Source organism: Pantoea stewartii, assembly GCF_011044475.1.
Lineage (GTDB): Bacteria > Pseudomonadota > Gammaproteobacteria > Enterobacterales > Enterobacteriaceae > Pantoea > Pantoea stewartii.
Genome location: NZ_CP049115.1, coordinates 2215201 through 2237353 on the forward strand (window position 1 = coordinate 2215201; position 22153 = coordinate 2237353).

Annotated in this window: 31 protein-coding genes, 1 tRNA gene and 2 pseudogenes; 7 read left to right on the forward strand and 27 right to left on the reverse strand. The window is 52.3% G+C overall.

Annotation, left to right across the window (positions count from 1 at the left end):
• Positions 1-18: 18 nt before the first annotated feature.
• Positions 19-534, reverse strand: a complete 516-nt coding sequence (gene mug / locus G5574_RS10435; protein ID WP_164482587.1) for a G/U mismatch-specific DNA glycosylase — start codon at positions 532-534, stop codon at positions 19-21.
• Between the two features lie 303 nt (positions 535-837).
• On the opposite strand from mug, the gene G5574_RS10440 reads away from it, so the two are divergent.
• Positions 838-913, forward strand: a tRNA-Ile gene (locus G5574_RS10440).
• Positions 914-1175: 262 nt separating this feature from the next.
• Here the strand turns inward: G5574_RS10440 and G5574_RS24005 are convergent.
• Positions 1176-1571: pseudogene (locus G5574_RS24005) on the reverse strand (phage tail protein); the annotation flags it as partial.
• A 128-nt stretch (positions 1572-1699) separates the two neighbouring features.
• Here G5574_RS24005 and G5574_RS10450 point away from each other — a divergent pair.
• The gene (locus tag G5574_RS10450; protein ID WP_244964684.1) at positions 1700-2398 is read left to right on the forward strand and encodes a hypothetical protein; all 699 of its coding nucleotides are present in this window, start codon (positions 1700-1702) and stop codon (positions 2396-2398) included.
• Between the two features lie 20 nt (positions 2399-2418).
• Positions 2419-2859 carry a WapI family immunity protein gene (locus tag G5574_RS10455; protein ID WP_110268417.1) on the forward strand — a complete coding sequence of 147 codons (441 nt, stop codon included), beginning with the start codon at positions 2419-2421 and terminating at the stop codon, positions 2857-2859.
• Here G5574_RS10455 and G5574_RS10460 read toward each other — a convergent pair.
• The 3 genes and pseudogenes from G5574_RS10460 to G5574_RS10475 form a co-directional block, all read right to left on the reverse strand.
• On the reverse strand, positions 2856-3047 hold the full coding sequence (locus G5574_RS10460; protein ID WP_072209571.1) for a tail fiber assembly protein: 192 nt from the start codon (positions 3045-3047) through the stop codon (positions 2856-2858). The genes G5574_RS10455 and G5574_RS10460 overlap by 4 nt on opposite strands.
• A gap of 514 nt (positions 3048-3561) precedes the next feature.
• Positions 3562-3849: pseudogene (locus G5574_RS24010) on the reverse strand (DUF1493 family protein); the annotation flags it as partial.
• Between the two features lie 549 nt (positions 3850-4398).
• A complete protein-coding gene (locus G5574_RS10475) occupies positions 4399-4590 on the reverse strand; it encodes a toxin-antitoxin system HicB family antitoxin (RefSeq protein ID WP_039341980.1) in 192 nt (63 codons plus the stop codon).
• 138 nt (positions 4591-4728) lie between these two features.
• On the opposite strand from G5574_RS10475, the gene G5574_RS10480 reads away from it, so the two are divergent.
• Positions 4729-5259, forward strand: coding sequence for a hypothetical protein (locus G5574_RS10480; protein WP_164482589.1), 531 nt, complete (start codon positions 4729-4731; stop codon positions 5257-5259).
• A 374-nt stretch (positions 5260-5633) separates the two neighbouring features.
• Here the strand turns inward: G5574_RS10480 and G5574_RS10485 are convergent, their stop codons facing one another.
• The 10 genes from G5574_RS10485 to G5574_RS10530 all read right to left on the reverse strand — a co-directional run bounded on the left by G5574_RS10485 (position 5634) and on the right by G5574_RS10530 (position 13023).
• Positions 5634-5855 carry an ogr/Delta-like zinc finger family protein gene (locus tag G5574_RS10485; RefSeq protein ID WP_033739904.1) on the reverse strand — a complete coding sequence of 74 codons (222 nt, stop codon included), beginning with the start codon at positions 5853-5855 and terminating at the stop codon, positions 5634-5636.
• 73 nt (positions 5856-5928) lie between these two features.
• On the reverse strand, positions 5929-7086 hold the full coding sequence (locus G5574_RS10490) for a contractile injection system protein, VgrG/Pvc8 family (protein WP_164482590.1): 1158 nt from the start codon (positions 7084-7086) through the stop codon (positions 5929-5931).
• A 1-nt stretch (position 7087) separates the two neighbouring features.
• Positions 7088-7591: a phage tail protein gene (locus G5574_RS10495; RefSeq protein WP_164482591.1), complete on the reverse strand. Its 504-nt coding sequence runs from the start codon at positions 7589-7591 to the stop codon at positions 7088-7090.
• Positions 7592-7597: 6 nt separating this feature from the next.
• Complete coding sequence (locus G5574_RS10500) at positions 7598-9844, reverse strand: phage tail tape measure protein (RefSeq protein WP_164482592.1); 2247 nt, start codon at positions 9842-9844, stop codon at positions 7598-7600.
• Positions 9837-9959: a GpE family phage tail protein gene (locus G5574_RS10505; RefSeq protein ID WP_013027268.1), complete on the reverse strand. Its 123-nt coding sequence runs from the start codon at positions 9957-9959 to the stop codon at positions 9837-9839. Before G5574_RS10505 ends, G5574_RS10500 begins: the two co-directional genes overlap by 8 nt.
• Before the next feature lie 32 nt (positions 9960-9991).
• Positions 9992-10288, reverse strand: a complete 297-nt coding sequence (locus G5574_RS10510; RefSeq protein ID WP_033739909.1) for a phage tail assembly protein — start codon at positions 10286-10288, stop codon at positions 9992-9994.
• 54 nt (positions 10289-10342) lie between these two features.
• A complete protein-coding gene (locus G5574_RS10515; RefSeq protein WP_033739911.1) occupies positions 10343-10855 on the reverse strand; it encodes a phage major tail tube protein in 513 nt (170 codons plus the stop codon).
• 12 nt (positions 10856-10867) lie between these two features.
• A complete protein-coding gene (locus G5574_RS10520; RefSeq protein WP_039341968.1) occupies positions 10868-12037 on the reverse strand; it encodes a phage tail sheath protein in 1170 nt (389 codons plus the stop codon).
• A gap of 101 nt (positions 12038-12138) precedes the next feature.
• Positions 12139-12432 (reverse strand): YciI family protein, encoded by a 294-nt coding sequence (locus tag G5574_RS10525; RefSeq protein WP_164482593.1) that lies wholly within the window; start codon positions 12430-12432, stop codon positions 12139-12141.
• Between the two features lie 12 nt (positions 12433-12444).
• Positions 12445-13023, reverse strand: a complete 579-nt coding sequence (locus tag G5574_RS10530) for a recombinase family protein (RefSeq protein WP_033739914.1) — start codon at positions 13021-13023, stop codon at positions 12445-12447.
• 61 nt (positions 13024-13084) lie between these two features.
• On the opposite strand from G5574_RS10530, the gene G5574_RS10535 reads away from it, so the two are divergent.
• The 3 genes from G5574_RS10535 (at position 13085) to G5574_RS10545 (ending at position 14583) form a co-directional block, all read left to right on the forward strand.
• Positions 13085-13558 (forward strand): hypothetical protein, encoded by a 474-nt coding sequence (locus G5574_RS10535; RefSeq protein WP_164482594.1) that lies wholly within the window; start codon positions 13085-13087, stop codon positions 13556-13558.
• A 42-nt stretch (positions 13559-13600) separates the two neighbouring features.
• On the forward strand, positions 13601-14086 hold the full coding sequence (locus tag G5574_RS10540) for a tail fiber assembly protein (RefSeq protein WP_164482595.1): 486 nt from the start codon (positions 13601-13603) through the stop codon (positions 14084-14086).
• A gap of 320 nt (positions 14087-14406) precedes the next feature.
• The gene (locus tag G5574_RS10545; RefSeq protein WP_164482596.1) at positions 14407-14583 is read left to right on the forward strand and encodes a hypothetical protein; all 177 of its coding nucleotides are present in this window, start codon (positions 14407-14409) and stop codon (positions 14581-14583) included.
• A gap of 282 nt (positions 14584-14865) precedes the next feature.
• Here G5574_RS10545 and G5574_RS24015 read toward each other — a convergent pair whose 3' ends face one another.
• From G5574_RS24015 to G5574_RS10600, 12 genes are all read right to left on the reverse strand, one after another.
• The gene (locus G5574_RS24015; protein WP_425325402.1) at positions 14866-16164 is read right to left on the reverse strand and encodes a phage tail protein; all 1299 of its coding nucleotides are present in this window, start codon (positions 16162-16164) and stop codon (positions 14866-14868) included.
• Positions 16161-16769 (reverse strand): phage tail protein I, encoded by a 609-nt coding sequence (locus tag G5574_RS10555; protein WP_164482597.1) that lies wholly within the window; start codon positions 16767-16769, stop codon positions 16161-16163. The genes G5574_RS24015 and G5574_RS10555 overlap by 4 nt, the downstream gene beginning before the upstream one ends.
• Positions 16762-17670 (reverse strand): baseplate assembly protein, encoded by a 909-nt coding sequence (locus tag G5574_RS10560; RefSeq protein ID WP_033739920.1) that lies wholly within the window; start codon positions 17668-17670, stop codon positions 16762-16764. Before G5574_RS10560 ends, G5574_RS10555 begins: the two co-directional genes overlap by 8 nt.
• Before the next feature lie 3 nt (positions 17671-17673).
• Positions 17674-18024, reverse strand: a complete 351-nt coding sequence (locus tag G5574_RS10565) for a GPW/gp25 family protein (protein WP_058708656.1) — start codon at positions 18022-18024, stop codon at positions 17674-17676.
• On the reverse strand, positions 18021-18605 hold the full coding sequence (locus G5574_RS10570) for a phage baseplate assembly protein V (RefSeq protein ID WP_033739923.1): 585 nt from the start codon (positions 18603-18605) through the stop codon (positions 18021-18023). Before G5574_RS10570 ends, G5574_RS10565 begins: the two co-directional genes overlap by 4 nt.
• A gap of 91 nt (positions 18606-18696) precedes the next feature.
• Positions 18697-19167, reverse strand: a complete 471-nt coding sequence (locus tag G5574_RS10575) for a phage tail protein (RefSeq protein ID WP_133745575.1) — start codon at positions 19165-19167, stop codon at positions 18697-18699.
• Positions 19097-19372 carry an Rz1-like lysis system protein LysC gene (lysC, locus tag G5574_RS23565; RefSeq protein ID WP_226374589.1) on the reverse strand — a complete coding sequence of 92 codons (276 nt, stop codon included), beginning with the start codon at positions 19370-19372 and terminating at the stop codon, positions 19097-19099. The genes G5574_RS10575 and lysC overlap by 71 nt, the downstream gene beginning before the upstream one ends.
• Positions 19254-19688 (reverse strand): Rz-like lysis system protein LysB, encoded by a 435-nt coding sequence (gene lysB / locus G5574_RS23705; protein WP_033739927.1) that lies wholly within the window; start codon positions 19686-19688, stop codon positions 19254-19256. Before lysB ends, lysC begins: the two co-directional genes overlap by 119 nt.
• Entirely contained in the window at positions 19685-20194 is a 510-nt protein-coding gene (locus G5574_RS10585) for a lysozyme (RefSeq protein ID WP_033739928.1), read from the reverse strand. Before G5574_RS10585 ends, lysB begins: the two co-directional genes overlap by 4 nt.
• The gene (locus tag G5574_RS10590; protein ID WP_033739930.1) at positions 20178-20402 is read right to left on the reverse strand and encodes an HP1 family phage holin; all 225 of its coding nucleotides are present in this window, start codon (positions 20400-20402) and stop codon (positions 20178-20180) included. The genes G5574_RS10585 and G5574_RS10590 overlap by 17 nt, the downstream gene beginning before the upstream one ends.
• Before the next feature lie 5 nt (positions 20403-20407).
• Positions 20408-20611, reverse strand: a complete 204-nt coding sequence (locus tag G5574_RS10595; RefSeq protein WP_033739932.1) for a tail protein X — start codon at positions 20609-20611, stop codon at positions 20408-20410.
• Between the two features lie 598 nt (positions 20612-21209).
• The gene (locus tag G5574_RS10600; protein WP_226374750.1) at positions 21210-21377 is read right to left on the reverse strand and encodes a hypothetical protein; all 168 of its coding nucleotides are present in this window, start codon (positions 21375-21377) and stop codon (positions 21210-21212) included.
• Positions 21378-22153 lie beyond the last annotated feature (776 nt).

The following is a 22153-nucleotide window of genomic DNA, read 5'->3' on the forward strand; positions in this document are numbered from 1 at the left end:
TCCCGCAAACCGCCACCATTAACGCCGCAGCTGTAACGCCTCGTACATCTGGCGATATAGCGCCACCATCTCTTCCAGTGAGGCCCGGTTTAATCCGCTGGGATTCGGCAACACCCACACCTGGGTTTTCCCCATGTAGATCGGCTGCTCGCCCCATTCCACTTTGCTCTGACGAAACGCGCGTTTAAAGGCATCTTTGCCCAGGATAGCCAGCGCGGCAGGCTGATAGCATAGAACCTTGTCCATCAGCCGCTGACCGCCATCACGTAGCTCATCACTGGCCAGTTCATTTGCCTGGATGGTCGGGCGCTCGACCAGCATTGTAATACCACAGCCGGTCTCCAGTAAGCGCTGCTCCTCTTCCGGCTTCAGTTGCTGCACCGTAAACCCTGCCAGGTGAATCACCTTCCAGAAGCGATTGCCGGGATGGGCAAAATGATAGCCGGTGTACGCGGTCGACTGACCGGGATTAATGCCGCAGAAGAGGACGTTCAGGTCCGGTGCAATGATATCGGTGATGTTGTGTTCGCTCATGAGGCCTCCTGGCTTTGCGCTGCGTCCTGGGCCGCTCACGCAAAGAATCCGTATTCGTCATAATCTTGCCAGTGGTTAACGCTTATTTGCGGAGCAATGTCGTGATCGCGGCTGTCTTTCCTACTGTTAAGCCCGATAAGACAATCGCGCTTCACCGCGCATGCGACGACGCTGCGTATCAGCGTAGCGTTTTTGGCGGTTTTATCATAGTTATCAGCAAGTAAAACATTGCTGCTTATTTCAGCAACCAGCCGAACAACGCTGGATTGCCCCGAACAGATACTTTATAATCCCCGCTCCATTGGCCCCTTAGCTCAGTGGTTAGAGCAGGCGACTCATAATCGCTTGGTCGCTGGTTCAAACCCAGCAGGGGCCACCAGATTTAGTGATTAAAATCATGCAGTTAAGCCACCTCGCGAGGGTGGCTTTTTTGTTTCTATAGGCCAGCGTCACAAAAGCATCACATGACTTTATTCGTTCTTTTTGAACGCAGATACAAAAAGCATACTTTCGCGAGCTTTCAGTGAAGTAACGATTACCTTCTGTCGTTATGCGTAAAAATCGGCACCTTATTAGTCTGGCCCGGCGAGATGAGCATCCCCGCTATGCTTTCGTACGTTTTGAAGGTGCACCTGCTACGCGATCCTGGCGAGCGCGATCGCCACTTCCAGCGAGTTAAGGCCCGGTACGCCGAGCTGATTCTGCGCTTAACCGGACTTTCATTACAGTGTACTGGTCGTTTTCGTAAGTGGTACCGATGATGCTTGAGATGGTTTCCGCTTCGGTCGCACCCATGGCAACGCGCACCAAGACATTAACCGATTTGGCCTGGTCGACAATCGCCTGCTAACGTGCATTTTGCCCCGGCTTTGGCGATACCACCCTACACGTTAGCAAACAATACCGGCGTATTCAGCGGTAGTGTCGGCGTCCCAGGCGGTACAGACCAGCCCAATAATCGCGGTAGAGATGATGGAAATGGTGCGCGTGCTATCCATGATTTCGACGATGCAGACACCGTGACAGTAATCAGACATCTGATGCCCCCCGTAAAATGGATGTGCTCAGAGTGTCAGGTCAGGCGATGCCATTTATACAATTGGGGTTTATTGAAGAATGATCAGACATTTACTGGGGAATGATCGCTTTGTCTTCCTGTGGCACTATGAACAGCCATCATCAAAAAGAGGGAACGAGAATGATCTCAGGAAGAGCAGAAAGGCAGGAACCTGGACGGTATTACACTTTTGAGTCAAGATTGCCCCCCGGAGAATTTTTTGAGCTCAGGCCACAACATCTACCACGCAATGCTCAGCCGGTGCTTGATGAAACAAGCGGTATGTGTATCGGCTACACCGTGGCTCAGGCTCCCGGCCTCTGGCAAATTTATGATGCACAGGGCCATTTTGTCCGGCTTGAAGAGGCTCCGCTTGAAACGCCGTTGTTCGATCCCACTGATATTGCACTGATTGCTTTTGGTGTTTTCCGCATTCTCCGCACTGGCCGTGCTTTATTTGAAGCGGGTACGCGAACAGCGATTACAGCAAAGCTGGGCCAGGGGACTATTTCATTTTTGCGCGCCCGGTTTAAACTCGGCTTATCTGTACGCAACCTGAAAATGACCGAAACGGCTGCTAAGCACATGTATGAAACGGGTCGGTATGTTCCTTTACATATTCAGGAAAAAGCTATTCGTTTTGGTAAGCGAACGGCCGATCCCTGGAAAGTTAAAGGCCTGTACAGATACGAAATTGAGATGTACAAGCTTTATCGTAAGAAGGCCACTACTGAGTATAAAAAATACACACTCGAAGTTGTGGTAAGAGAGTCCGACTGGACAATCACCCACTTTATGTATTTTTAAAAACCGACAGGAACGCATCAATGTTTGATATTAAAGACGAGAAATTTACGTTTACGGTTTCTCCTTTTGAAAGAGTGGTCGATAACGACATTGACCCTGAACATCATCGCTGGGACTGGATAAAATCTTTTGTTGAATTTTCTGTTCCTGGCCTGAAAGCACAGTTTCAAACTGAATTTACGGTAGGTGAGCTACTGGAACTACGTGAGCAATTTGCAGCGCACCATAACGCTTTAATTGCTCAAAGAGAGATAAAGCCTTTCGTGTTTCAAAGCCAGTGCCATCAACTGAATATGATAATCAGGAAAGTAACCGGCGAAGAGGGTGTAATTATTGAATATGACCTTCGTCCTGAAGCGCATGCTGACAGCGCTCAGGTGAAAGGTGATTTCGGCATCAATGAGAGCTACTTCCCAGATATTTTAAAACGGCTGGATGAGATGATTGAATGGCAAAATTAAGCCTTCCCGCCTCTAAAATTTTCCTGATAGTCCCCGCTGTAACGGGGATGTTTCTGTTTAGGCTTTCCCGGCCAACTAATATCCGGTGCCGTTAAGGTCTCCACGCGGTAGGTTCTCCATTGCTCCAGTAGCGCTTTCTCGCTCTCCATGGCGATGCCCAACTCGTCCGCATCCTGTAAGGGCGGAATAACGTATTACACCTCACATTACGCTAAGAATGGCACACTTTGACCTACTCACATTTCCCCCATGAGTTTGCGCGGACCAGCCACTGTAAAACAGGTCCGCAGATCCTATACGCTTTCCTGGATTGCTTTCGCTCAACGTTTTCAGCTTTGGCAAAATTTTGCTCTCAGTGCGTTGGTAACGCATACAGAGCGTACAGCAGGTATGCTATTTTTTTAACCTGACAAAATATCGGTAGATTTTTTTTGCCAGACAGATAGCGACAATGCCCAGCAAAATCGATGTTATACCGAGAAAAAACATTAACGAAAGGAGATGGCTAAAAATCCCGCCCAGGCTTGTGAAATCGCTGAGTCTGACGAGTTGTTCTGGGGTTAGTGTACGAACCATTATTTCCGGAAGAATCAGAAAACATATAATGACTGCTAAAATATAAATCGTCTTATTTTTTCCCTTTTTCATTATTTTCCTGTCTGAGTTTGAGGGTAAGGTATTTTCTGTTTTTGATTTTTCTTCATCCGTCCAGTGACCTGCTCGGGCCGAGTCAATCAGTAATTGAATGGTCAACGCCTTTTCTGCTTTGCCATTATCTTCAGGAAAATAGCGAGTGAAATTTATTTCATCTAAATTAATCGAAAATTTCTCTGTGAATTCCTCTAGTAAATCATAGGCATCTAACGGGTCCATTCGAAAATCTTCATTAAGATCGGTATTATGTTTGAGCGGATACCGCTTAAAGGTAAATATGCTTCGACCATTGTAAGTCTCAACAAGATCGAGTACTGCTTTTTCTGTCTCGTCCATTATCGTAGTCTGCTCTTCTTTCTGGCAATCTTATTTTATTTGAATGTTATCTCATAGCTAATCTTGTAAGCGTACAACTTAGATTGCTCATTCATTTATAAGGACCTTACATCCTGATTATTTACTTTGAGCAAGTCAATATGGGTAAGTCCCGATTCACTGAACATCATATTACAGATAAATATTGAAACTTCATGGTGTTTTGAAAATCGCCATGAAAAAGATTATACGGTTGAGGTTAAACCCACTTACTGTATCTTATATAAAAATAAGCAACGAAACCGACCCAGGCAACCACAAACCCCATTGGGTAAAATGGAACGAATCGCACAATAAAATAAGCACCAACAACACTGACTATAATCGGTACAAGATAGAAAAAAGATTGCAGTAACCATACAATAAAAAGCTTCATTTACTCACAACTCCATCAAAGCCTCAGCTATTTTATCAAACTTGTAATGGCCAAATTAAAAACTTCACAATAGCGAAATTTAGCTTTTTTTCATTTACCACACATATAATTAACTCAATATTTCACGTACAAACTCACCCCTCCGGCTCAATTCCCCTTGCCTTTAACGCCTCTCTCGCCAGATTCTTCAGCCAGCTTGCCAGACTAATTCCTTCTTCGGTTGCAACCGCATCGAGCTGTTTTTTCAAGGCGGGATCAATGCGCATTTGAAATTGTGGGGACTTGCCTCCACCTTTTGGTTTTTTTTCACGCATTATAATTGACATGTACTGACCTATTCCCTCATTTTAATCCTTTAAAAGACCACACTAACATGAGGCCTTTTATGAGAGCAACGCCCCGGCAGTGATGCAACACATACCGGAGCGTCTGACCACAACGTTCACTCTAAAGGAAACAACGCTATGGCTAATACCAATAGTAACACAACCACTCATTATGAAATCGTGGACATTCAACCAGTTATCGAACCGGCAGTATCAACCCTTTTGAAAACACCGCTCGGCACGACGCACGATCTCTTTCAGGTGCTGGAGGCATGTAGCCACTATGTCGATGCCCTGGTGGAATGTCACGATATCACCGCTCGTATGGCACTGTGCGGCCGTCTGCTCGCTGCACTGGAAGTATTGAAAGTTCTGTTAGACCAGCCACTGCCAGAACACCTGATTAAACGCCTGACGCTGGAGAAAGGTAATGACAAAGCCTGTCGCAGCGGTTGTTCGATAGATTCGGAAGAGATGCGACAATATTGCAGCGCATTGACGTTAGTGTTGCTGAATCAGCCGGCTTCCACAGACTTGCAGAAACACATCACCGGCTTGTTATTCCAGATGATTAACATCATGACTGATGACTTAACCGCGCCGCGTTTTGTGCAAACAGCGTCGGGGCTGGTGATGATCGATAGCAAATTTACAGATAGCGTTCATTAATTCCGGCCCTTTCCCTTCTTCCCTTTGGAAGAAGGGAATTCGCATACCGAATTCAAATCCCAGCACGGACTTACTCTTAGTACCAAAATACTTTATCACCCCTACGTTTTCTTATGGCGAAAATCGCCACGCTTTTTCTCTCTTCACCGGAAGCCTGTTTTGCCTGACTCATATCAGTGAAATCTTTTTATTCCGTACAGTAATTGCCAGTGTCCCCAAGGGCCCCTGTCCTCACCACCGTACAGTTATTAACAGCACTCCCAGAGGTCGCTGTCGCGCCCTTAAACGTCAAAGGCTCGCTGGCCTTCAGCCTGATCTCCCAGCGATCCCATCCAGGCCGCAGCCATAAAAAAACCCGCTTTCGCGGGTTGGGCTTACAGCAGCTGCGGTGACGGGTTATTGCTGCCTTTCGCCATCACCGGCACGGTATTAATCTGCGCCGGTTCGACGATAATCCCGGATACGCTCTCCAGGGTTTTAAAGGTACAACTGCAGTTAATGTTCTGGCACTGGTGATAACGTTCTTTCGTCTCTTTCGAAACGTAACGGCTGCTTTTCGTATGGGCGGCGGTCTGACATTTTGGGCAATGCATCATAGTTGTTCTCCTCTCTGGCATAGTGCAACATTAGCCAAAGGCTAAACAAAAAGCAACAATAATTAGACTTAATCTAACCAGCTTGATTTTCTACTAAGATGTAGTCCACGTTTTCGATCATAAGCTCCAGGTTCAACTGGGTGGTAAAGCCACTTATATCGAGGGTATGCACGATATTGGTAATCAGCCATTTTTGATTATCGATGACCGATTTAAAACCTTGAGCTTTGACCGGCGTTTCAGGAATCAACTCCGCAGCACCCAGCGCCAGTAGGATCTTCAGCGTAGCCCGGTTGCGTTGCAGTTCCTGCCACTTTGCCTTAGCCGCCTCCTCTGCTTCCTCCTGGCTACTGAAGTGCGTATTCAGTACATACAGCTTCTTATTGCTGCCAAAAACATAGGTTTTTCCCGGGTCTTGTTGCCCGATTGTGGGGATATTTTTGGCCGCGGGATGGACAGGGTTCACCGCCGGTGTTGCTGGCGGTATCGTGTTGACGGTTACCCCTTTCTGCTGCGCCTTTTTCTGATCGTACCATTTTGCTTCTACGCCACTGTAATCGTCGCGCTTAAACAATTTGTACTCATACTTATCGCCATCCTGTCGGTTCAGATTCAGGAGTGAAATCGGCTTTCCGCTCACGGTCACGCCCTGCCCGGGGGCAAAGAACTGCAGCATTTCTTTTTTAATTGTCGCCACCGCACCAACCAGCATAGCCAGACGAGTAATAAATGTGCCGTCCGTTTCCTGCGTTTGATCGAGATGCTTAATCTTTTTCTTAGCTATCTCCTGCGAAACTTTCCACTTGAGGTTGTTACGTTTCGCGATTTTCTCCACGGCCTCGCCAACCGTCATGTCTGGATATGAATCAGTGATTTTAACATCGAGCGAACCGCTAAAATCGGCGCTTCGGGCGACCACCGTTATCGTGTCCGGCGCGCCCTGGTAGGTGACCTCATCAATGAGGTAGATGCCTTTATTTGCAAGCGGCTGTCCTTTCCAGCCAATCTCCAGGGCGACTTTTGCGCCAAAAGGCGGCATGACCAACTGGCCGTCGCTGTCGTCCAGTGTCAGCTCCAGTTGATCGGCCTGCAAGCCACGGTTATCCGTTAACTTCAGAGAAATCAGCCGTGGGCGAATATCTTCCGTTTTATCCTTCGTCTCAATTTTGATATTGAAGTCCGGCGTCGGCGCAACGCGCAGAGGCACCGGAATCGGGGCGATATCGCTCATCTCAGCGCCCTCCGCTCAGCGCAGAGGTAACGCTGTTGATGACAGAACCCACCCGTTGCGCTGCTTCACTGGCCCGGTTTTGCAGTTCTTCCGCCTGCCTTTTTAAGTCGCCGAACATGCTGGTCAGCGAATCGTCAACCCGCAGCAGGCTGAGGGTAAAGCCAATCTTGCGCGCGCTGCCGTCGCTGTAAAATTCCGTATGCGTGGCCGAGAAATCTGTTACGACAAACATGCCGTAAATAATGCCATTGCCGCCAATCAGCGGCCACGCCAGGCCTTCATCGGCCATCGCCTTCAGTGCCAGCAGCGTGACATTGCCGCCGGTGATTTCAGGCCGGAGCTCGCCAGACAGGGTGATTTTATCGTCACCGGCACCCAAAAACTGGGTCGACTCACGTCGCCCCACGCGACTGTTTTTCGCCCAGCGATAGCCCACGTCATGCTTCAGATTGTCGAAGGGAAGGGTTTGCCGTACAAACGGCATCATGCCTAATATCATCATCATGGTGAATTAATCCCGGCTAAACATGGAGTTATAGCTGCTATCAGCCGTGGACCACGGCGATGCCGTGGAATACTGTGCAACGGCCTGTCCAATCGCCTGGGGGTCGCCTGTCGCATAGATGTTGTTGGTTACGGTGTGCTGACGGTTATCCACGTTTGAATTGTTAACCGAGGGCAAAGGCTGATTGAGCGTGCTGTTAAGGCTGGCGCGAGAGGCAGCCGGACGGGCATCCGCGTTATCCTCATCCTCGTCATCCTGCTCGCGCATTTTGGGCGGTGGCAGCTTGTCTTTCACCTTGTCAGATTTCTCATCGATGATGCCAAGTTTGCCCAGTACCCAGTCAATGCCGCCCCGCAGTTGGTTAAGGGCTTCACCAGGCAATTTCAGTGCTGTCGCCAGCATGTTGCCGAAGCGCTGTCCCATCTCCCCTGCTGAAGCCAGTTCCTGCTGAGAAAACTTCACGGGTTCCAGCAGCTTCGAGAACCAGGCGCCCAGCTCGGACACTTTGTTACTGAACCAGTCAAATACCGGCTTCAGCGGCGCGAACGCGTCGCTGATCGGCCCCATCGCCGCGCTGAAACCTTCAGCAACGCCGCTGATAAAAGCGCTAATTGGTTCCCAATATTGGTAAACCAACATGGCGCCCGCCGCGATAGCCGCGCCAAGCAAGACCACCGGTAGCGTAATCGCCCCCAGCGTGGCCGTAATCGCGCCACCGATGATGGCAAACGCGCTGCCCAGCAGCTCCACACCCGCCATGATGGTGCTCAGCCCGCTAATGACAGGCCGGGCAATGTTCCCCACGCTGGCCAGGGAATCCACCAACGTCAGCCCACCGGCCGCCAGCGTCAGCAGGCTGTCCGAGAGCTGGGGATTGATATTCATGACGCCGGTCAGGACGGACTGAACGGACAAGCCATCCTGGCTGATGGCCTGCAGGCTGGTATCAACCGACGCGTCTGCGGCTGGCGGCTGGGCAGCGGGCGCCTGAGACAGCTGATCCAGTCGGCCACTGGCTGCGCCCTTCATCAGCACTGCGGCAGGGGCGGCGCCCTGTTCACCAAAAATGGCCTGCAGATAAGAGGCTTGTTGAGCTGCGTCGAGTTTGTTTTTCTCAAACGCCGCCTGTACCTGACCGAGCACCGCGAAAATGGGCTGGTTGTTGCCCTGGTCGTCAGCGGTTTGCACATTCAACGCTTTCAGTGCGCTGTCTGCGCTGGCGTCCGGTGCCTGAACATGCGTCAACATGGCGCTGACGCCAGCACCGGCCTGGCTGCCCGTCATGCCGTTTTCTGCCAGCACGCCCATCATGGCCACGGTCTGACCGACGCTTACACCGGCGTCCTTCGCGGCTGGCCCTACGGCGACCATCGCCGTCTTAAGCGCGGCAAAATCGGTTGTTTTATTGGCAAAGGTCGATGAGAGCACGTCGCCTAACTGACCAACCTGGTCATCTGCAATGCCGAACGCGTTTTTAATATTGAGCACCAAAGACGCGCTTTCTTGCATGCTGCGTTGCGTCGCGTTTGCAAGGTTAGCTACTGCCGGTGCTGCAGCTTTTGCCTCACCCGATGAGCCACCCGATTGCGTAATCGCCGCGCGGGCTTGCACAATCTCATTTGCAGGTGACAGGTAATCAATGACTTTTCGGCCCTTCTCAACAAAGTCTTTGGCCTTCGAACTGGCACTTTGCACGTTATCTGCCAGCGCCATGCCGGCACGGTAGCGATCGCGTATGCGGTTGAGCTTGTCCTGACGTTGATTTAGCCGATCCATGGACTGACCCTGCGCATTGAGGGTGGATGTCGTCTGCTCGGCTTGTTGATTCAGCTTCCGGCGCTCACTGCTCAACCGGCGCGTGGAAATCCCGGCGTCATTCAGCGCCTGGCGTTGCTCCTGTACCGACTGACGCAGCTGGATATTTTTTTGCTGCAGCGCGTTAGCCGACTGACGCAGCTTATCCAGCGCCTGCGTTTGTTCCGCGGTGGGGTTTTGGGTGTTTTTAAGTTGAATGGCGAGTGCTGCCGCTTCTGCCCGGGTATTTTTAAGATTTTGCTGGGTCAGCGTCAGTTCTTTGCGCGTCGCACGGAACCCTTCAATCTGCGCGGATTTAGCGTTGAGCGCATCCAGGTGGTCCTGCGTTTCCTGGATATCCGCAGACAGTTTTTCTGTTTCTTTACGCACGGCACTGAACGGGCGCGTCGCCCGATCAACCGCTTCCAGCAGCACTTGCAGCTTGAGCGTGTTACTCATCTGAGGTTACTCCACTGCGGATCATCACTCTATGCCGCCAGTCGAGTAACTCTTCCAGCGACATGGGATACATTTCTGAGGGGGGCCAGTGAAAAACGCTGGCAATATCGGCCATCAGATCATTGACCGTCATATCGCGGGGCCAGCTTACGTGGCCGATTTCGCTGACAAAAAACCAATCACCTTGCCGCCCAGGGCAATCAGGTCAACCGGGTCCAGCGCATTGCATTCCGCTTTGGTCAGCGAAGGCATCGTGATGCGGGGCAGCACCATCAACAGCGCATCCACATCGGACGAGGCCAGCTCGGCCAGTCGTACACCGCGCAGTGCGCCGGCGTTCGGTTTGACCAGCTCGACCTGGGCGATCACTACATCACCGCGTGAAATCGGGCTTTCCAGCACCACCAGGTTGTCTTTCTGTTCCGGCTTATCCAGCTGTTCCATTTTTTCTCCATCTCAATCAAGAGGGGCCAGCGCAGAACGCGCTGGCCTTTGTTATTACACCAGGCCGAGATTTTTACGGCGCTGTTCCAGACGATCGACGCCGTTGACCTTCTCCACCATGTTGACGGTGTCGATTTCAATCAGCTCTTTGCCATTCCAGGTCAGTTTGAAATAGGTATTTTTGCTGGTGACTTTGGTTTCGGCGTTTTCACCCTGCTTGGCTTCACCGAAGTCAAACGCCTGGTGCTTACCGCGCACTTCAATTTCAACGGCAATTTCTTCGCCGGTGTCATCGCGCTGATAAGAACCGGTAAAACGTAACGGAACGTTGGCCGTTGCGCCCCACTGGCTGAGTACCAGCTCATCCATACCGCCCAGCGTCCACTCCATATCAAGCGCCGCATCGTCCAGGCCGTTATCGATAAACGCGGCGCCGTTCATGCCGCCTGCGCGATAGGTATCCAGCTTGCGTGACAGCTTCGGCAACGTAACGGCGGTTACAATGCCCTGATAGCTGTTTGAATCATTAAAGAGGTTTAACCCCTTGAGTTTACGTGGCAGTGCCATTTATCCGGCTCCTTAGCTGTTTACGGATGCGGCGAAGTTCGCCAGATAGGTATCAGTGATGCGCTGACGCAGCGTCAGATCTTCCAGCGGGGGCACCGGCGTGTAGTCGTAATCGATAAACAGTTTGCCCGCCTTAAGGCTCTCTTTATCGTTCGCGCTTTCGTCGTACCAGCAGTTCGCCCCCAGCAGATAACCAGCGCTGACCAGTTCACGGAACTTCGCGTTGATGCCAGCGATGATTTCGCGTACCAGCACTGGCGTCAGCGGTTTATCGTTGGCCCACATGTGCGCTTCCGCCATGGTATCGGCCAGCACCTGCGCTGAACGGGTGTAGTTCTCAAACGCGAAAAGCGGATCGTCGCTACAGGTGCGGTTGCCCCAGAAACGGAAGCCGTCTTTGCGGATTAGCGTGGTGACGCACTTCTCATTCAGCAGATCGGCATCGGTGCCAGTCTGTTGCAGATCCCAGAAAACGTCTGCAGAGATGCCGGTTACGCCATTGACGCCCACGTTGGACAGGGTTTTATGCCAGCCCGTATCGTTGTCAATTTTGGCGCGCAGGCCCAGCGCACGTGCGGTGGCATAAGCCATTTCAGATTTGCTGGTCGCGGTGTTCCAGGCAATAAAGTCTGGCCAGATGACCATCAGCTCACGCTGGCTGAAGTTTTCGCGGTACTTCATGGCATCAGAGATGGTTTTGCTGTTCCAGGCGGACACGTAAGCAAAGCCACGCAGCTGCTGCGCAATGCTGGCCAGCGCGGTCGCTACTTCCAGCGAATCCAGCCCTGGCACGCCCAGAATACGTGGCTTAACACCCAGCTGAGTTTGCGCGCTGAGCAGCGCCTTCATGCCGGTGTATTTACCGTTCGCGTCTGTCGAGCCAATCAGGTTAGAGGTGGTTTCCGCCTGACTCGCGCCTTCTGCTACGCGAACCACGACAGTTACCGGCTTCGCCTGGTCAGCAATCGCCTGCAGCGCGGCCGCCAGGGTGCCCTGGGTACCGGCTTTGCCGATGGCCGCCTGCACGTTGGTCAGCAGAACAGGTGTGTTAAGAGGGAACGCCGTTGCATCAGCATCTTCTGCGGTGCAGATCATGCCAACAATGGCGGTTGAAACAGTCGAGATGGTGCGTGTGCCGTCATTAATTTCGACGACGCGGACACCGTGATGAAAATCAGACATCTGTAGCACTCCGTGTTGAGGGTGTGCTCAGAGTGTCAGGTCAGCAGAAAGGATGCATGCGATTGCGGTTTGCTGGCGCGTGGCTAAACAGCGGCGATAATTTACAGGGTAACAGGGCTGTCAAAAGCCTTACTCCAGAGCCGGATATTCACGTTTTGACGCAGCCCCTCTTGCCAGAACGGGTCCTGCTTCAGGAGGGTTTCAACGGCTTCTTTGGATGCGGCTTCCACAATCCATAACGCATCATCGGGATGGGCCGTGGCATGCTCTCTGAGGGAGCCCGCAATCAGTACGCCTGACCTGACGCTTTCCAGCCACTGCAGATGAGCGTCCATATGGATTTTGCGAATATCAGCCCGGTCGGCACGATCGTAAAAACGCACGGCAAATGACATCGCTTATTCCTGTTAGTTACTGCTGTGATCAGTGGGTTTAGCGGCGTTGACTGGAAGATAGCGATACAGGGTTTTGACAGAAATATCCAGCACCAGTGCCACCTGGTAACGTGTGGCGCCGTTCGTCAGCATTCTTTTTGCCCGCTCCACGACGTCCGGCGTCATAATGCGCCGCCGCCCACCAATGCGTCCTTTTTCTCGCGCAGCGGAGAGGCCCGCTCGCGTGCGTTCAACGATCAATTCACGCTCCATTTCCGCCAGGGCGCCCATCACATGAAAGAAAAAACGCCCCATCGGCGTACTGGTGTCGATGCTGTCTGTCAGGCTACGGAAATTGACTCCGCGTTCACGCAGCTCCTCAGTGAGCATGACCAGATGACGCATGCTGCGGCCAAGCCGATCCAGCTTCCACACCACCAGAGTATCGCCTTCTTTTAACGTCCTGAGCGCCCGCTTTAGGCCTGGTCGTTCGCTGGTCTTACCGCTGATTTTATCCTCAAAAATCTGTTCACAATTTGCACTCTGCAAGGCATTCCGTTGTAAATCGGTATTTTGGTCATTTGTTGACACCCTGACATAGCCAATCAGCATCGTTTTTCCTCTGGTAAAAGGTGGGGAGTTTGCCATTGTGCAGGTTACAGGGGCCAGGGATTTGTTTCGTGAAAACCTCGGTTTTGTAGAAGCGGTTCAAAATGAAATTTCGCGCTCCCGAGGCGTTAAACAATTCACGAGTAACGGCAAGTTCCAGGTCCCGGATGGCGTAAGCACTGTCTACTTATCCGGATGTGCTGCTGGAGGCGGCGGGGGCGGTGGCGGTTGCCGTACAAACACCAGTGAGTTTGGCGGTGGCGGCGGTGGCGGCGGTGGCGGTGGCGCTGGACAGTCAGTTATTAAGCGCGCCATAACAGTTAAGCCTGGAGAAATGATCGATGTAGTCATCGGAACCACGTCAGTAAACTCCGATGGCAAAGCTGGAGGAGTTGGTGGCAATACTGTTTTTGGCAATTATTTGACCTCATCGCCGGTCAGGGTGGAGACCCGGTGGTGGTGGTTCAGCGCAGTATGGTTAAGTCAAAAACTCACGGAAATTTTGGTTTTCAATGCCGGACACCAAACGCATCGATGACTGGCTCATATCTTGTAATTGGTTATTAAAAGAGGGCATCACATGAGATTTTCAGTTAGTACTCAATCATTCTACGATGATAATTACGAGAAAAACGCAGTAGTCAACGATTTACCCTCAGATGTTCAGGCAATAGATGATGGGCAATATGCTAGTTTTCTTAATGCAATAAATAGTAGCCGCGTGGTTTATCTAGTTGCTGACGAATTCAAAATTTCTCAACCGCGTCCCGATAAATATTATTCATGGGATATTACCAGTAAGGCTTGGGCTATGACAGATGCTGCTGCAGTACAAAAGTCGATAGACCTGATAGCTGATGCTGAGCTACGGAGAACTACGTTGTTATCAGCAGCAGGTAACGCGATATCCCCGCTGCAAGATGTCGTTGATCTGGGTATAGCTACAGATGTAGAAATCACGCTACTGACAGAATGGAAAAAATATCGGGTACTGCTGATGCGTATCGATACATCAAAAGCCCCCGATATCAAATGGCCTACACCTTCGGTCGAGCAAGCGAGTTAATAATTGGTGCGTTACTGGTATCGACTTTAGTCAATTTGTAGCGGTAAAGCTGCCATTCTGTCAGCCCTGGCACATTGGCATCAATGTAGCTCCTGCCTGAGCATCCACCAGAGGTGGCGATAATCGTTGTCACCTCGGCCAATAATACTGTTTTCTTCTGTTCAACTATCGTGACGTCTGCCACTTGCTACCGTACCAAAAATCGTATGAGACGGTAGTTTAGCGGTATCTTCCAGGTAATTACCAATTGCAGACTCTGATGATCCTGATGCGTTTGAATGAGGCGGTGGCGATGGAATTATTATCATTGAGGAATATGCATGAAAAAATATGCGCGAATTGAAAAAAACACAGTAAGAGAAATATTTTCAACGGAAGATGATATAACGGAATTGTTCCACCCTTCTATTCAGTGGGTTGATATCACAGAATGTGAAGTTAAGCCTGAAGAAGGTTGGGAGTATGTAAAAGGTATGTTCGTGCCGCCCAGGAAATGAACACCACGTCGGAAAAAGACCCGCGGCAGCGGGTCTTAATTTAAATATCATAAATATCAAAAAGATGCTTATAAAATGATTAGTAAATGATTCTACGTTATGGCTTCAACTGTTATGGATTGCGTTAATAAACTTATGCTGAAGTATATTTTTAAAAATAACCCTTAAAAAGATATAAATTAAAAATCAACCATGGAAAGATTGAATGTTTTTAATTATTTCTGGCCGGATTATTTCTTCAGGGTTATTAAATTCTTGTGAGAAAAAATTGTTTTTTCCCAATTACCATTCGACTATGACTAAACCTGGCTGCCCCACAGCCCCTTTACCGTTTATTCCTGTTGACCCGCCAGCACCGCCAGCACCATAACCATCGCCAACGTAACCATTTTGGCCTCCAGCACTACCTGCGGAAGATGAGCGAACGGAGCCACCGCCTCCACCGAATGGACATGATGCGCCTGCGCCGCCGCAACCTGTTCCAATCGTCGAGCCCGTTGTTCCTGCTCCATCATTTCCAGTGCTTCCGCGAGGATAACCTCCCCCGCCAGCCCCACCATACTGCGCTGAACCACCACCACCAGGGTCTCCACCCTGACCGGCGATGAGGGTCAAATAATTGCCAAAAACAGTATTGCCACCAACTCCTCCAGCTTTGCCATCGGAGTTTACTGACGTGGTTCCACCGGCACCACCAGCCCCGATGACTACATCGATCATTTCTCCAGGCTTAACTGTTATGGCGCGCTTAATAACTGACTGTCCAGCGCCACCGCCACCGCCGCCACCGCCGCCACCGCCAAACTCACTGGTGTTTGTACGGCAACCGCCACCGCCCCCGCCGCCTCCAGCAGCACATCCGGATAAGTAGACAGTGCTTACGCCATCCGGGACCTGGAACTTGCCGTTACTCGTGAATTGTTTAACGCCTCGGGAGCGCGAAATTTCATTTTGAACCGCTTCTACAAAACCGAGGTTTTTGAGAACCTCCGCCACCAGCCCCGCATCTTTAATCTCTGCCAGCGCTTTAGCCGTTTGCAGATACTGGCTATGAGGGTTTGCCGCATCGACATGCTTCTTCATCACGTCGTCGGTATAGGCTTTCACTTCGATGACTTTGTCATCCACATACTGGCGCGTGGCCAGTACCACCGAAGGATCAATCTTTAATGTGACGGCACTGATGCTGTTCACGATCAGAATCATGCGCACGGTCTGGGTACGGCCGCTGCCTTCCTGAAGTTGTGGCTTGTAAGTCTCAGCGCAGTTTGCCACCGCAACCATAACGCCATCGGCGTCATACAGGCCAATTTCGCGGATCCAGAAGCCACCTTCGCCTTCAGGGATAATCTGCTCAGCAATAATCTGACTAGCGTTCGCCGCATCCACCTTCAGTGAATTCAGCGCGGCGCGTCGCTTTTCGCCGACCAGTTTGGTCTGTGCAGGATCGGGCGTGGGCAAAGTGCCGCCGCCATCCCCCACCGCCATTTGGGTGATTTGCAGTTGGGTACCCAGGGCCGCAGCATTGGCCAGCTTAGCCGCGCCCTGATTGGTCAGTATGGCAAAATATTTCGTTGTCATGCTCTCACTTCCGTCAGGTCAATAAGATGGACCGCTGCGCCGGTGTAACCGGAACCGCCTGCGGTGATAACTTCAGGTGTATAGGGATAAACGGTAAGCTCATCGCCACTGTAACTGGTGGCCGCAACAGGAACGGTGCCGGTGCTGTCCAGATTGATGGATAACCCCGTCAGATGACGGCTGACCGGCTTGGCATCGGCAATTAATCGCTCCAGCTCGTTGTACATGGCCTCAGTGATACCGGTTTCCAGCACGCCCACGTCCAGGCGGAACGTGCCCGGCGCTTCGTTGGTGTTCCACCATTCCTTGATGCGGATTAGATAGCCAAGCGGCTCCACCACACGGCGCAGCGATCCAATCGTTCCCTTGTGCTTATGGATGTATTCCGATGCGGCAACCACGCTGCGCTTGGTGCTTTCGCTCCAGCCTGAATCCCAACGGTCAACCGACCAGGCCCAGGCCAGATAAGGCAGCAGCTCGACCGGGCAGGTCTGAGCATTCCACAACATGCGCATCGGCGCAGGGATGGCCTCCAGCGTTGCGCAGGCTTCCGCCGCCGCCACTTCCAGTGCCGAAGATCCGGTGGGCAGCAGGCGTTTACTCATCAGAACCTCCTACCGTGATCTGATAACCGGTGCAGAACGCCGCCTGGGTTTTATCCAGCACCACATCCGCAGTCGGCTGCGCCAGTTCGACACGCTGTACGCCTTCGACGTGCAGGGCGGCGTAAAGCGCAGACTTACGGATATCGCGGCCCAAACGTGCCTGGGTGTTCACGAACGCCTGCAGTTTTGCTTCTGAGGCAGCGCGAATAGGTTCGGCTTCGGGGCCGGGATAGAGGTACAGCGTGGCCTCGACGCGATAATCCACAATCTGAGCCGACTGAACAGTGACGCGGTCGGCGACCGGCCGTACATCTTCATCGTTCAGGGCGGCATCCACGATTGCCAGCAGATCGTTATCCGCCACGCCATTGCCTTCGCGTGACAGCACGGTAATGGTGACGCTGGCAGGAGACGGACTGATGGCAGAAGCATCGGCGACACGTCCGTCGGCACTGCGCGCATGAAACTCATAGGCACCCGATGGCCCTGCCACACTCAGCCCCTCAAAGGCGGCAGCAATGCGGGCGCGAAAATCTTCGTCGCGCTCCATTACGGCTTCAACAGGCGGCGTGGCGGTGGGATCTGCAGGGGTCAGTACCAGCCGCGTCACGCCGTTATTCGCGCCCAGTTGATCCAGATCGCTACCGTTGGCCCAGGCAACCATCACCGCTTTTGCCGCCTCGTTAACGCGCTGGCGCAGGATAACTTCCCGGTACGCGTTCTCTTGCAGGAGCTTCACCAGCGGATCCGACTCCAGCGCCAGTACGCGGGCAACCGACGCCTGTTGGTCAGCAGGATAGAGCGAAATCAATGTCGCCTTGCGTTCCGCAAGCAGCGTTTCATAGTCCAGCGTTTCCACCACATTTGGCGCAGGCAGCTGGCTCAGGTCGATAGTAGGCATGATTCAACTCACAGGGACGGTTAACGAAAAATCCTGCGCGGTATCCGCACGGTTGCCGGTGATTTCCACCACCATCCCGCCGTTAAACGCAGACTCAAAATTGATGCCGCTCAGGCTGATGCGCGGCTCCCACTGCAGCAGCGCCATATAACAGGCCGACATGATTTGCAGACGCAGCGTGTCGTTTTGCGGCTGGTCAATCAGCGCCGACAGTAGCGAGCCATAATCACGGCGCATCACCCGCGACCCGAGTGGCGTGGTTAAAATGTCGCGCACGGATTGTCGGATGTGATCCAGCTCTTCCAGCGTCGTACCCGTTTCGCGGCTCATACCGCTGTAGCGTGCTGTTGTCATAATGGCGCTCCTGTTGTCCCACCGCTGTCGCCCGGATGTTGGTGCGTATGCAGCACTTTGCCATTGGAGGCGAAACTGCCGCCGCTGTGCGATACGTCGCCCTTCATCGTGCCGCCCTGGGTGACTTCCAGCGTGGCGGTTTTAAGTAACGTTGTGCACTCCACCTCGGGCGTATCCAGCAGGATTTTAACGGCCGCCTTGAGAGTGGCAGTCTGGATCCCCTCCGCTTTTAGCGCGCCGGTCTGGGGCTCATATTCAATAACCGCCCCATCGGGAAAGGAGCAGTGCAGCGCATCCGCAGAGGCCGATGGCGCCGGGCTGGCATCCGAAAACACACCGGGCAAAACAAAGCCGCTGTTCAGCTCGCCGCCCAGGCTCATGATCAACACCTGCTCGCCAACCGAAGGGGCATTCCAGGTACGGGTGCGTCCCGCCCGGGCTGTCAGCCAGTGCAGCCAGTCAGTGGTGTTATCACCGGTCTTTACACGGCAGGTGCCCGCCTCCAGATTGACGTCGGAGACAGTACCGATGCGGACCATGTTGCGCAGCAAGCGCTTGATTTCTAATATTTGCTCGTTCATGGCAATAGTTTCACGTTGCAGGAGAAAAGCAGCAATCGAATGCTGTTTACTCAGAAATGACTAAACAGCGCCTCAGCAACAGCGGCAGTGGCTATGCCTTCCATTCGCTGACCAGCTTGCCTTTGATATACAACTGCCAGGGCCGCGCATCGTTTTCTGGCAGCGCAGGTTCCGGCAGATGCGTGATGTGTAATCCGCCCTCCTGCTGCTCAACCCAGACACGTTCGGTCAGCTGGAGCGTGACCGTCACGGTGTGCTTCCCCTCGCCCGTGGCATCGAGCGTGAAGGTAAAGCCGGTGCGGCGTTTTTCCTCCGACACCATGATGTCGGGCTGGTTTTCCCGCAGCCAGGCCAGCACAGGCACCATGATCAGATCAATATCGTCGGCATACTGAGTAATGACGACAGCCAGCTGAAAGTGGTATTCAAACGACAGCGAGCTGGCGAGGGTGGAGACCAGACTGCCGGACTGAATATTGATGGTCAGGTTGTCAGGATTTTGCTGTAGCAGCGGAACGCTGTTTATCAGCACCTGACGGAGTTGGGTTGCTTTCAACATCATGCTGCTCCTGGCACGCTTTAATCATCTCTACCTGCAACCCGCACGATGCGAGCGCAGCCTCTAACTGGCGGTTATCTGCCGCCAAATCACCCTGCGTTTGCAGGCGGTTCTCCGGGATGGGGCAACTGGTCACGCGTGGACAGCCAGTCCAGATAATCTCGGGCATTGCTGAAGGCGGGACGGCTGTGCAGCCGGATAACGTCAGCAGGCAAAGCAGTCGCACTCCAGGCACGTAAAGCGGGATTCGCATCGGTTTCTCTTCTGATTGTCGTTTCGCGGTTCAGCGCCTGAGCGCTGGCCTGGTTTTGCTGTAGCCGCAGTTCGGCCTCACGTTTTCGGCTGGCCTGACTGTCCCGGTTGAGTTGATCGATGGCCTTCTCCCGGTTGCTCAGGTCGGCGGCCAGCGCCGCGGCCTTGTGCTGTGCCTTGTCCAGCCGCGCCTCGATGACGCTGAGACGCCAGCCGCCGGCCCCCAGTGCCGCAAGTAACGTCACGATCGCAAACACCATCAGTCGCATCATCCTGCCCCCTTCAGGCACCAGGCCATTTCACGCTGGCGACGGTTATCCAGCCCGGCGTTATACGTCCCTTTGACATAGACCCAGCGTCTGAGCTGCAGGCAGGCATCGCGCCAGCGGCCACGGTTAATGAAGCCCGCCAGCGTGGAGTTACAGGCGGCATGTACGCCGACGTTAAAGCCAAAGGACACCACCGCGTCGTAGACCTCGGAGGGCATGTCACGTGTCATGCACTGATCAATGCCGCGCTCAACGCGCATGACGTCATAAACCAGGTTGACTGCCGCCTGGCGCTCGTTCACCACGCTGGCAGGCGTAACGCCCTGCGTATGGCCAATGCCATTAGTCCAGACGCCGGCGCTGCACTGATAAGGTGACGTGCGGCACCCTTCGGCATCAGCAATCAGCCTGAGTCCGGCTTCGGAGGTTTTTAGCATCTTGATTTGCGGTAGCAGTGCGGCCATGGCCAGCACGGCGACGACGGCACATCGCTTAGCGGTCTGGCTCAAAATTCAGCCCCTTAACGTTGCGCTGCTGCAGCTCGTAGGTTTTGCGGCGGTAATACCAGTTGATAAAAAAGGTTGCGACATTGATGCACATCGTTAACACAGCAACGCCAGAGCCCACCATAAAAGCGATATCCTGTGGTGTGTGACGTCCAAACCACATCAGGACAATCCCGATGAGGTAATTAATCAGAGAACTGATTTTTTCCATTGGCACTAATCCCACAGATTGAGCGTCTCACCAGTAGCCGCCTGGGGCAGATCCGGTAAGACCACTTTGCATCCGTGCGGTAAGGTTGGGCCTTTTTCTGCCAGGCCAGGATTGGCGGCATAAACCTGTTCAACCGCCTGCTGCGTGCGTCCGTAATAACGCCAGCAAATCTCATCAACCGTTTCTTCCTGTCGTGCATAAATCAGCATTGATTGGCCCCTTATGAGCATAAAAACCATGGTTGGCTGGGCGAAATATTGTCAGCGGTAGCCTGCATTACCGGCACCGCATCGCCAGGCCATATCTCCTGTCGCAAAAGCAGGTTTCATAAAGCTCAGGCCATGCGGTAAACAGGGGGTATGTGCTCAGCGCGGCCTGCGTTGCCAGCGCGCGACAGGAGTAGTGTCTGCTTCAGCAGCGCATTGCTCAACGCGGGAGCGCCCGCTCAACAGTGAGCGGGCAAAGGCAGTAAAAATGGGATGAATCCGGCTAAAAAAACGGCAGGAAGGAAGAAAAGCGCGCGTTTTAACGATGAGGTTCAACGACCGGAAGAGGCAATAAAACGGGAAAGGAAGGTGCGTGTTTTAACGATGAGCGTCTGCGGCCGGATGAAGCAGTGAAACGGGAAAGGAACGTGACAACTGCCTGGCGTTTTTTGTGGCCTGACATGACAGAAAGGAACGCTAAAGACCGATCGAAGTGAAGGTCTGTTTGCCCGGACCGCTGCCCGCGCCTGAACCCACATCATCCTTTGGGTGGGCTCAGGCGACGGACAACCCCGCTAACGTTACAGTGAGAACGCCGGCATCATGGTTTTTTTAAAGGCGTAGCCGAAAAGACAACGGAAAATCGGTTATCGGAAAGGGTGTAGTTAGCTGCGAGTTCAGCAATCAAATTTAACGCAATTTCCCTGTCTCGTTCGCCGCAGGCCCCTTCACTGGTGAGCCTGGCGATAAGCTCAACGCGCTCAAGCATAACTCGCTCATGTAATTCATTTCCCACAATTCCCTCCCCCAAAATAAACACTGTACATACATACAGTATCATAGCATTGATTAACTGTGGAAGCGTTTTAAGATAGTTGGTAAAAAATTATATCATGTTGATAGGCATCAACTTTTATTAACCTTCCCTTAAGACAAACCTGCGGCACTGACCTGCAGAAGCGTAAGAAAAATCAATAGATTTTCCTCTAAATGATGCCAAAAACGTGGCGTGTGTTTCGTCCGGATTTGAAAGCATTTCATGTATGCTCTTCCACACAGAGCGCTACCAGCCATAAATGCAGACACACTTTTGAGCGGATGCGTCTAAAGGCAAGATTGCCATAAAGCCGTCCTTACAAAAGGAGATGGGTAAGCGATACCCCCTACAGCGCAACTATCCACCAGTGCACTTCTGCGAAGGGTGAAAGCGGGAGGGAAAACCTACTGAAAAGATGTTCAGCGTTCCCTTCGCTATCCTGGCATGCTCGATATCCAATACCTGACATAGCGTTGTTGCCAGTTACTTATTTGAATGAATGAGCTGAAATTATGATAAGTAGTATGGCTCAATTATTTAAAACCTTAATCTGCAGCAACATGATGGCTTTTAATTCCACCTATAATCATCTATCAATACGTTTCATCCTCGGCAGCTAAAAACGAATAATTCTTTTAACGATACTGCCATGTAATTTAATTCCCCAGTCAAAAATGCCATCCGAACATTCTCCGCCTGCATTCTTTATGCATACTATAAAAATTTTA

Excerpts from the sequence above, each read along its gene's own strand:
- mug (WP_164482587.1), bottom strand. The coding sequence starts at position 534 with ATGAGCGAACACAACATCACCGATATCATTGCACCGGACCTGAACGTC.
- G5574_RS10450 (WP_244964684.1), top strand. The coding sequence starts at position 1,700 with ATGAACAGCCATCATCAAAAAGAGGGAACGAGAATGATCTCAGGAAGA.
- G5574_RS10455 (WP_110268417.1), top strand. The coding sequence starts at position 2,419 with ATGTTTGATATTAAAGACGAGAAATTTACGTTTACGGTTTCTCCTTTT.
- G5574_RS10475 (WP_039341980.1), bottom strand. The coding sequence starts at position 4,590 with ATGTCAATTATAATGCGTGAAAAAAAACCAAAAGGTGGAGGCAAGTCC.
- G5574_RS10480 (WP_164482589.1), top strand. The coding sequence starts at position 4,729 with ATGGCTAATACCAATAGTAACACAACCACTCATTATGAAATCGTGGAC.
- G5574_RS10485 (WP_033739904.1), bottom strand. The coding sequence starts at position 5,855 with ATGATGCATTGCCCAAAATGTCAGACCGCCGCCCATACGAAAAGCAGC.
- G5574_RS10490 (WP_164482590.1), bottom strand. The coding sequence starts at position 7,086 with ATGAGCGATATCGCCCCGATTCCGGTGCCTCTGCGCGTTGCGCCGACG.
- G5574_RS10495 (WP_164482591.1), bottom strand. The coding sequence starts at position 7,591 with ATGATGATGATATTAGGCATGATGCCGTTTGTACGGCAAACCCTTCCC.
- G5574_RS10500 (WP_164482592.1), bottom strand. The coding sequence starts at position 9,844 with ATGAGTAACACGCTCAAGCTGCAAGTGCTGCTGGAAGCGGTTGATCGG.
- G5574_RS10505 (WP_013027268.1), bottom strand. The coding sequence starts at position 9,959 with ATGGCCGATATTGCCAGCGTTTTTCACTGGCCCCCCTCAGAAATGTAT.
- G5574_RS10510 (WP_033739909.1), bottom strand. The coding sequence starts at position 10,288 with ATGGAACAGCTGGATAAGCCGGAACAGAAAGACAACCTGGTGGTGCTG.
- G5574_RS10515 (WP_033739911.1), bottom strand. The coding sequence starts at position 10,855 with ATGGCACTGCCACGTAAACTCAAGGGGTTAAACCTCTTTAATGATTCA.
- G5574_RS10520 (WP_039341968.1), bottom strand. The coding sequence starts at position 12,037 with ATGTCTGATTTTCATCACGGTGTCCGCGTCGTCGAAATTAATGACGGC.
- G5574_RS10525 (WP_164482593.1), bottom strand. The coding sequence starts at position 12,432 with ATGTCATTTGCCGTGCGTTTTTACGATCGTGCCGACCGGGCTGATATT.
- G5574_RS10530 (WP_033739914.1), bottom strand. The coding sequence starts at position 13,023 with ATGCTGATTGGCTATGTCAGGGTGTCAACAAATGACCAAAATACCGAT.
- G5574_RS10540 (WP_164482595.1), top strand. The coding sequence starts at position 13,601 with ATGAGATTTTCAGTTAGTACTCAATCATTCTACGATGATAATTACGAG.
- G5574_RS10545 (WP_164482596.1), top strand. The coding sequence starts at position 14,407 with ATGAAAAAATATGCGCGAATTGAAAAAAACACAGTAAGAGAAATATTT.
- G5574_RS24015 (WP_425325402.1), bottom strand. The coding sequence starts at position 16,164 with ATGACAACGAAATATTTTGCCATACTGACCAATCAGGGCGCGGCTAAG.
- G5574_RS10555 (WP_164482597.1), bottom strand. The coding sequence starts at position 16,769 with ATGAGTAAACGCCTGCTGCCCACCGGATCTTCGGCACTGGAAGTGGCG.
- G5574_RS10560 (WP_033739920.1), bottom strand. The coding sequence starts at position 17,670 with ATGCCTACTATCGACCTGAGCCAGCTGCCTGCGCCAAATGTGGTGGAA.
- G5574_RS10565 (WP_058708656.1), bottom strand. The coding sequence starts at position 18,024 with ATGACAACAGCACGCTACAGCGGTATGAGCCGCGAAACGGGTACGACG.
- G5574_RS10570 (WP_033739923.1), bottom strand. The coding sequence starts at position 18,605 with ATGAACGAGCAAATATTAGAAATCAAGCGCTTGCTGCGCAACATGGTC.
- G5574_RS10575 (WP_133745575.1), bottom strand. The coding sequence starts at position 19,167 with ATGATGTTGAAAGCAACCCAACTCCGTCAGGTGCTGATAAACAGCGTT.
- lysB (WP_033739927.1), bottom strand. The coding sequence starts at position 19,688 with ATGATGCGACTGATGGTGTTTGCGATCGTGACGTTACTTGCGGCACTG.
- G5574_RS10590 (WP_033739930.1), bottom strand. The coding sequence starts at position 20,402 with ATGGAAAAAATCAGTTCTCTGATTAATTACCTCATCGGGATTGTCCTG.
- G5574_RS10595 (WP_033739932.1), bottom strand. The coding sequence starts at position 20,611 with ATGCTGATTTATGCACGACAGGAAGAAACGGTTGATGAGATTTGCTGG.
- G5574_RS10600 (WP_226374750.1), bottom strand. The coding sequence starts at position 21,377 with ATGCTTGAGCGCGTTGAGCTTATCGCCAGGCTCACCAGTGAAGGGGCC.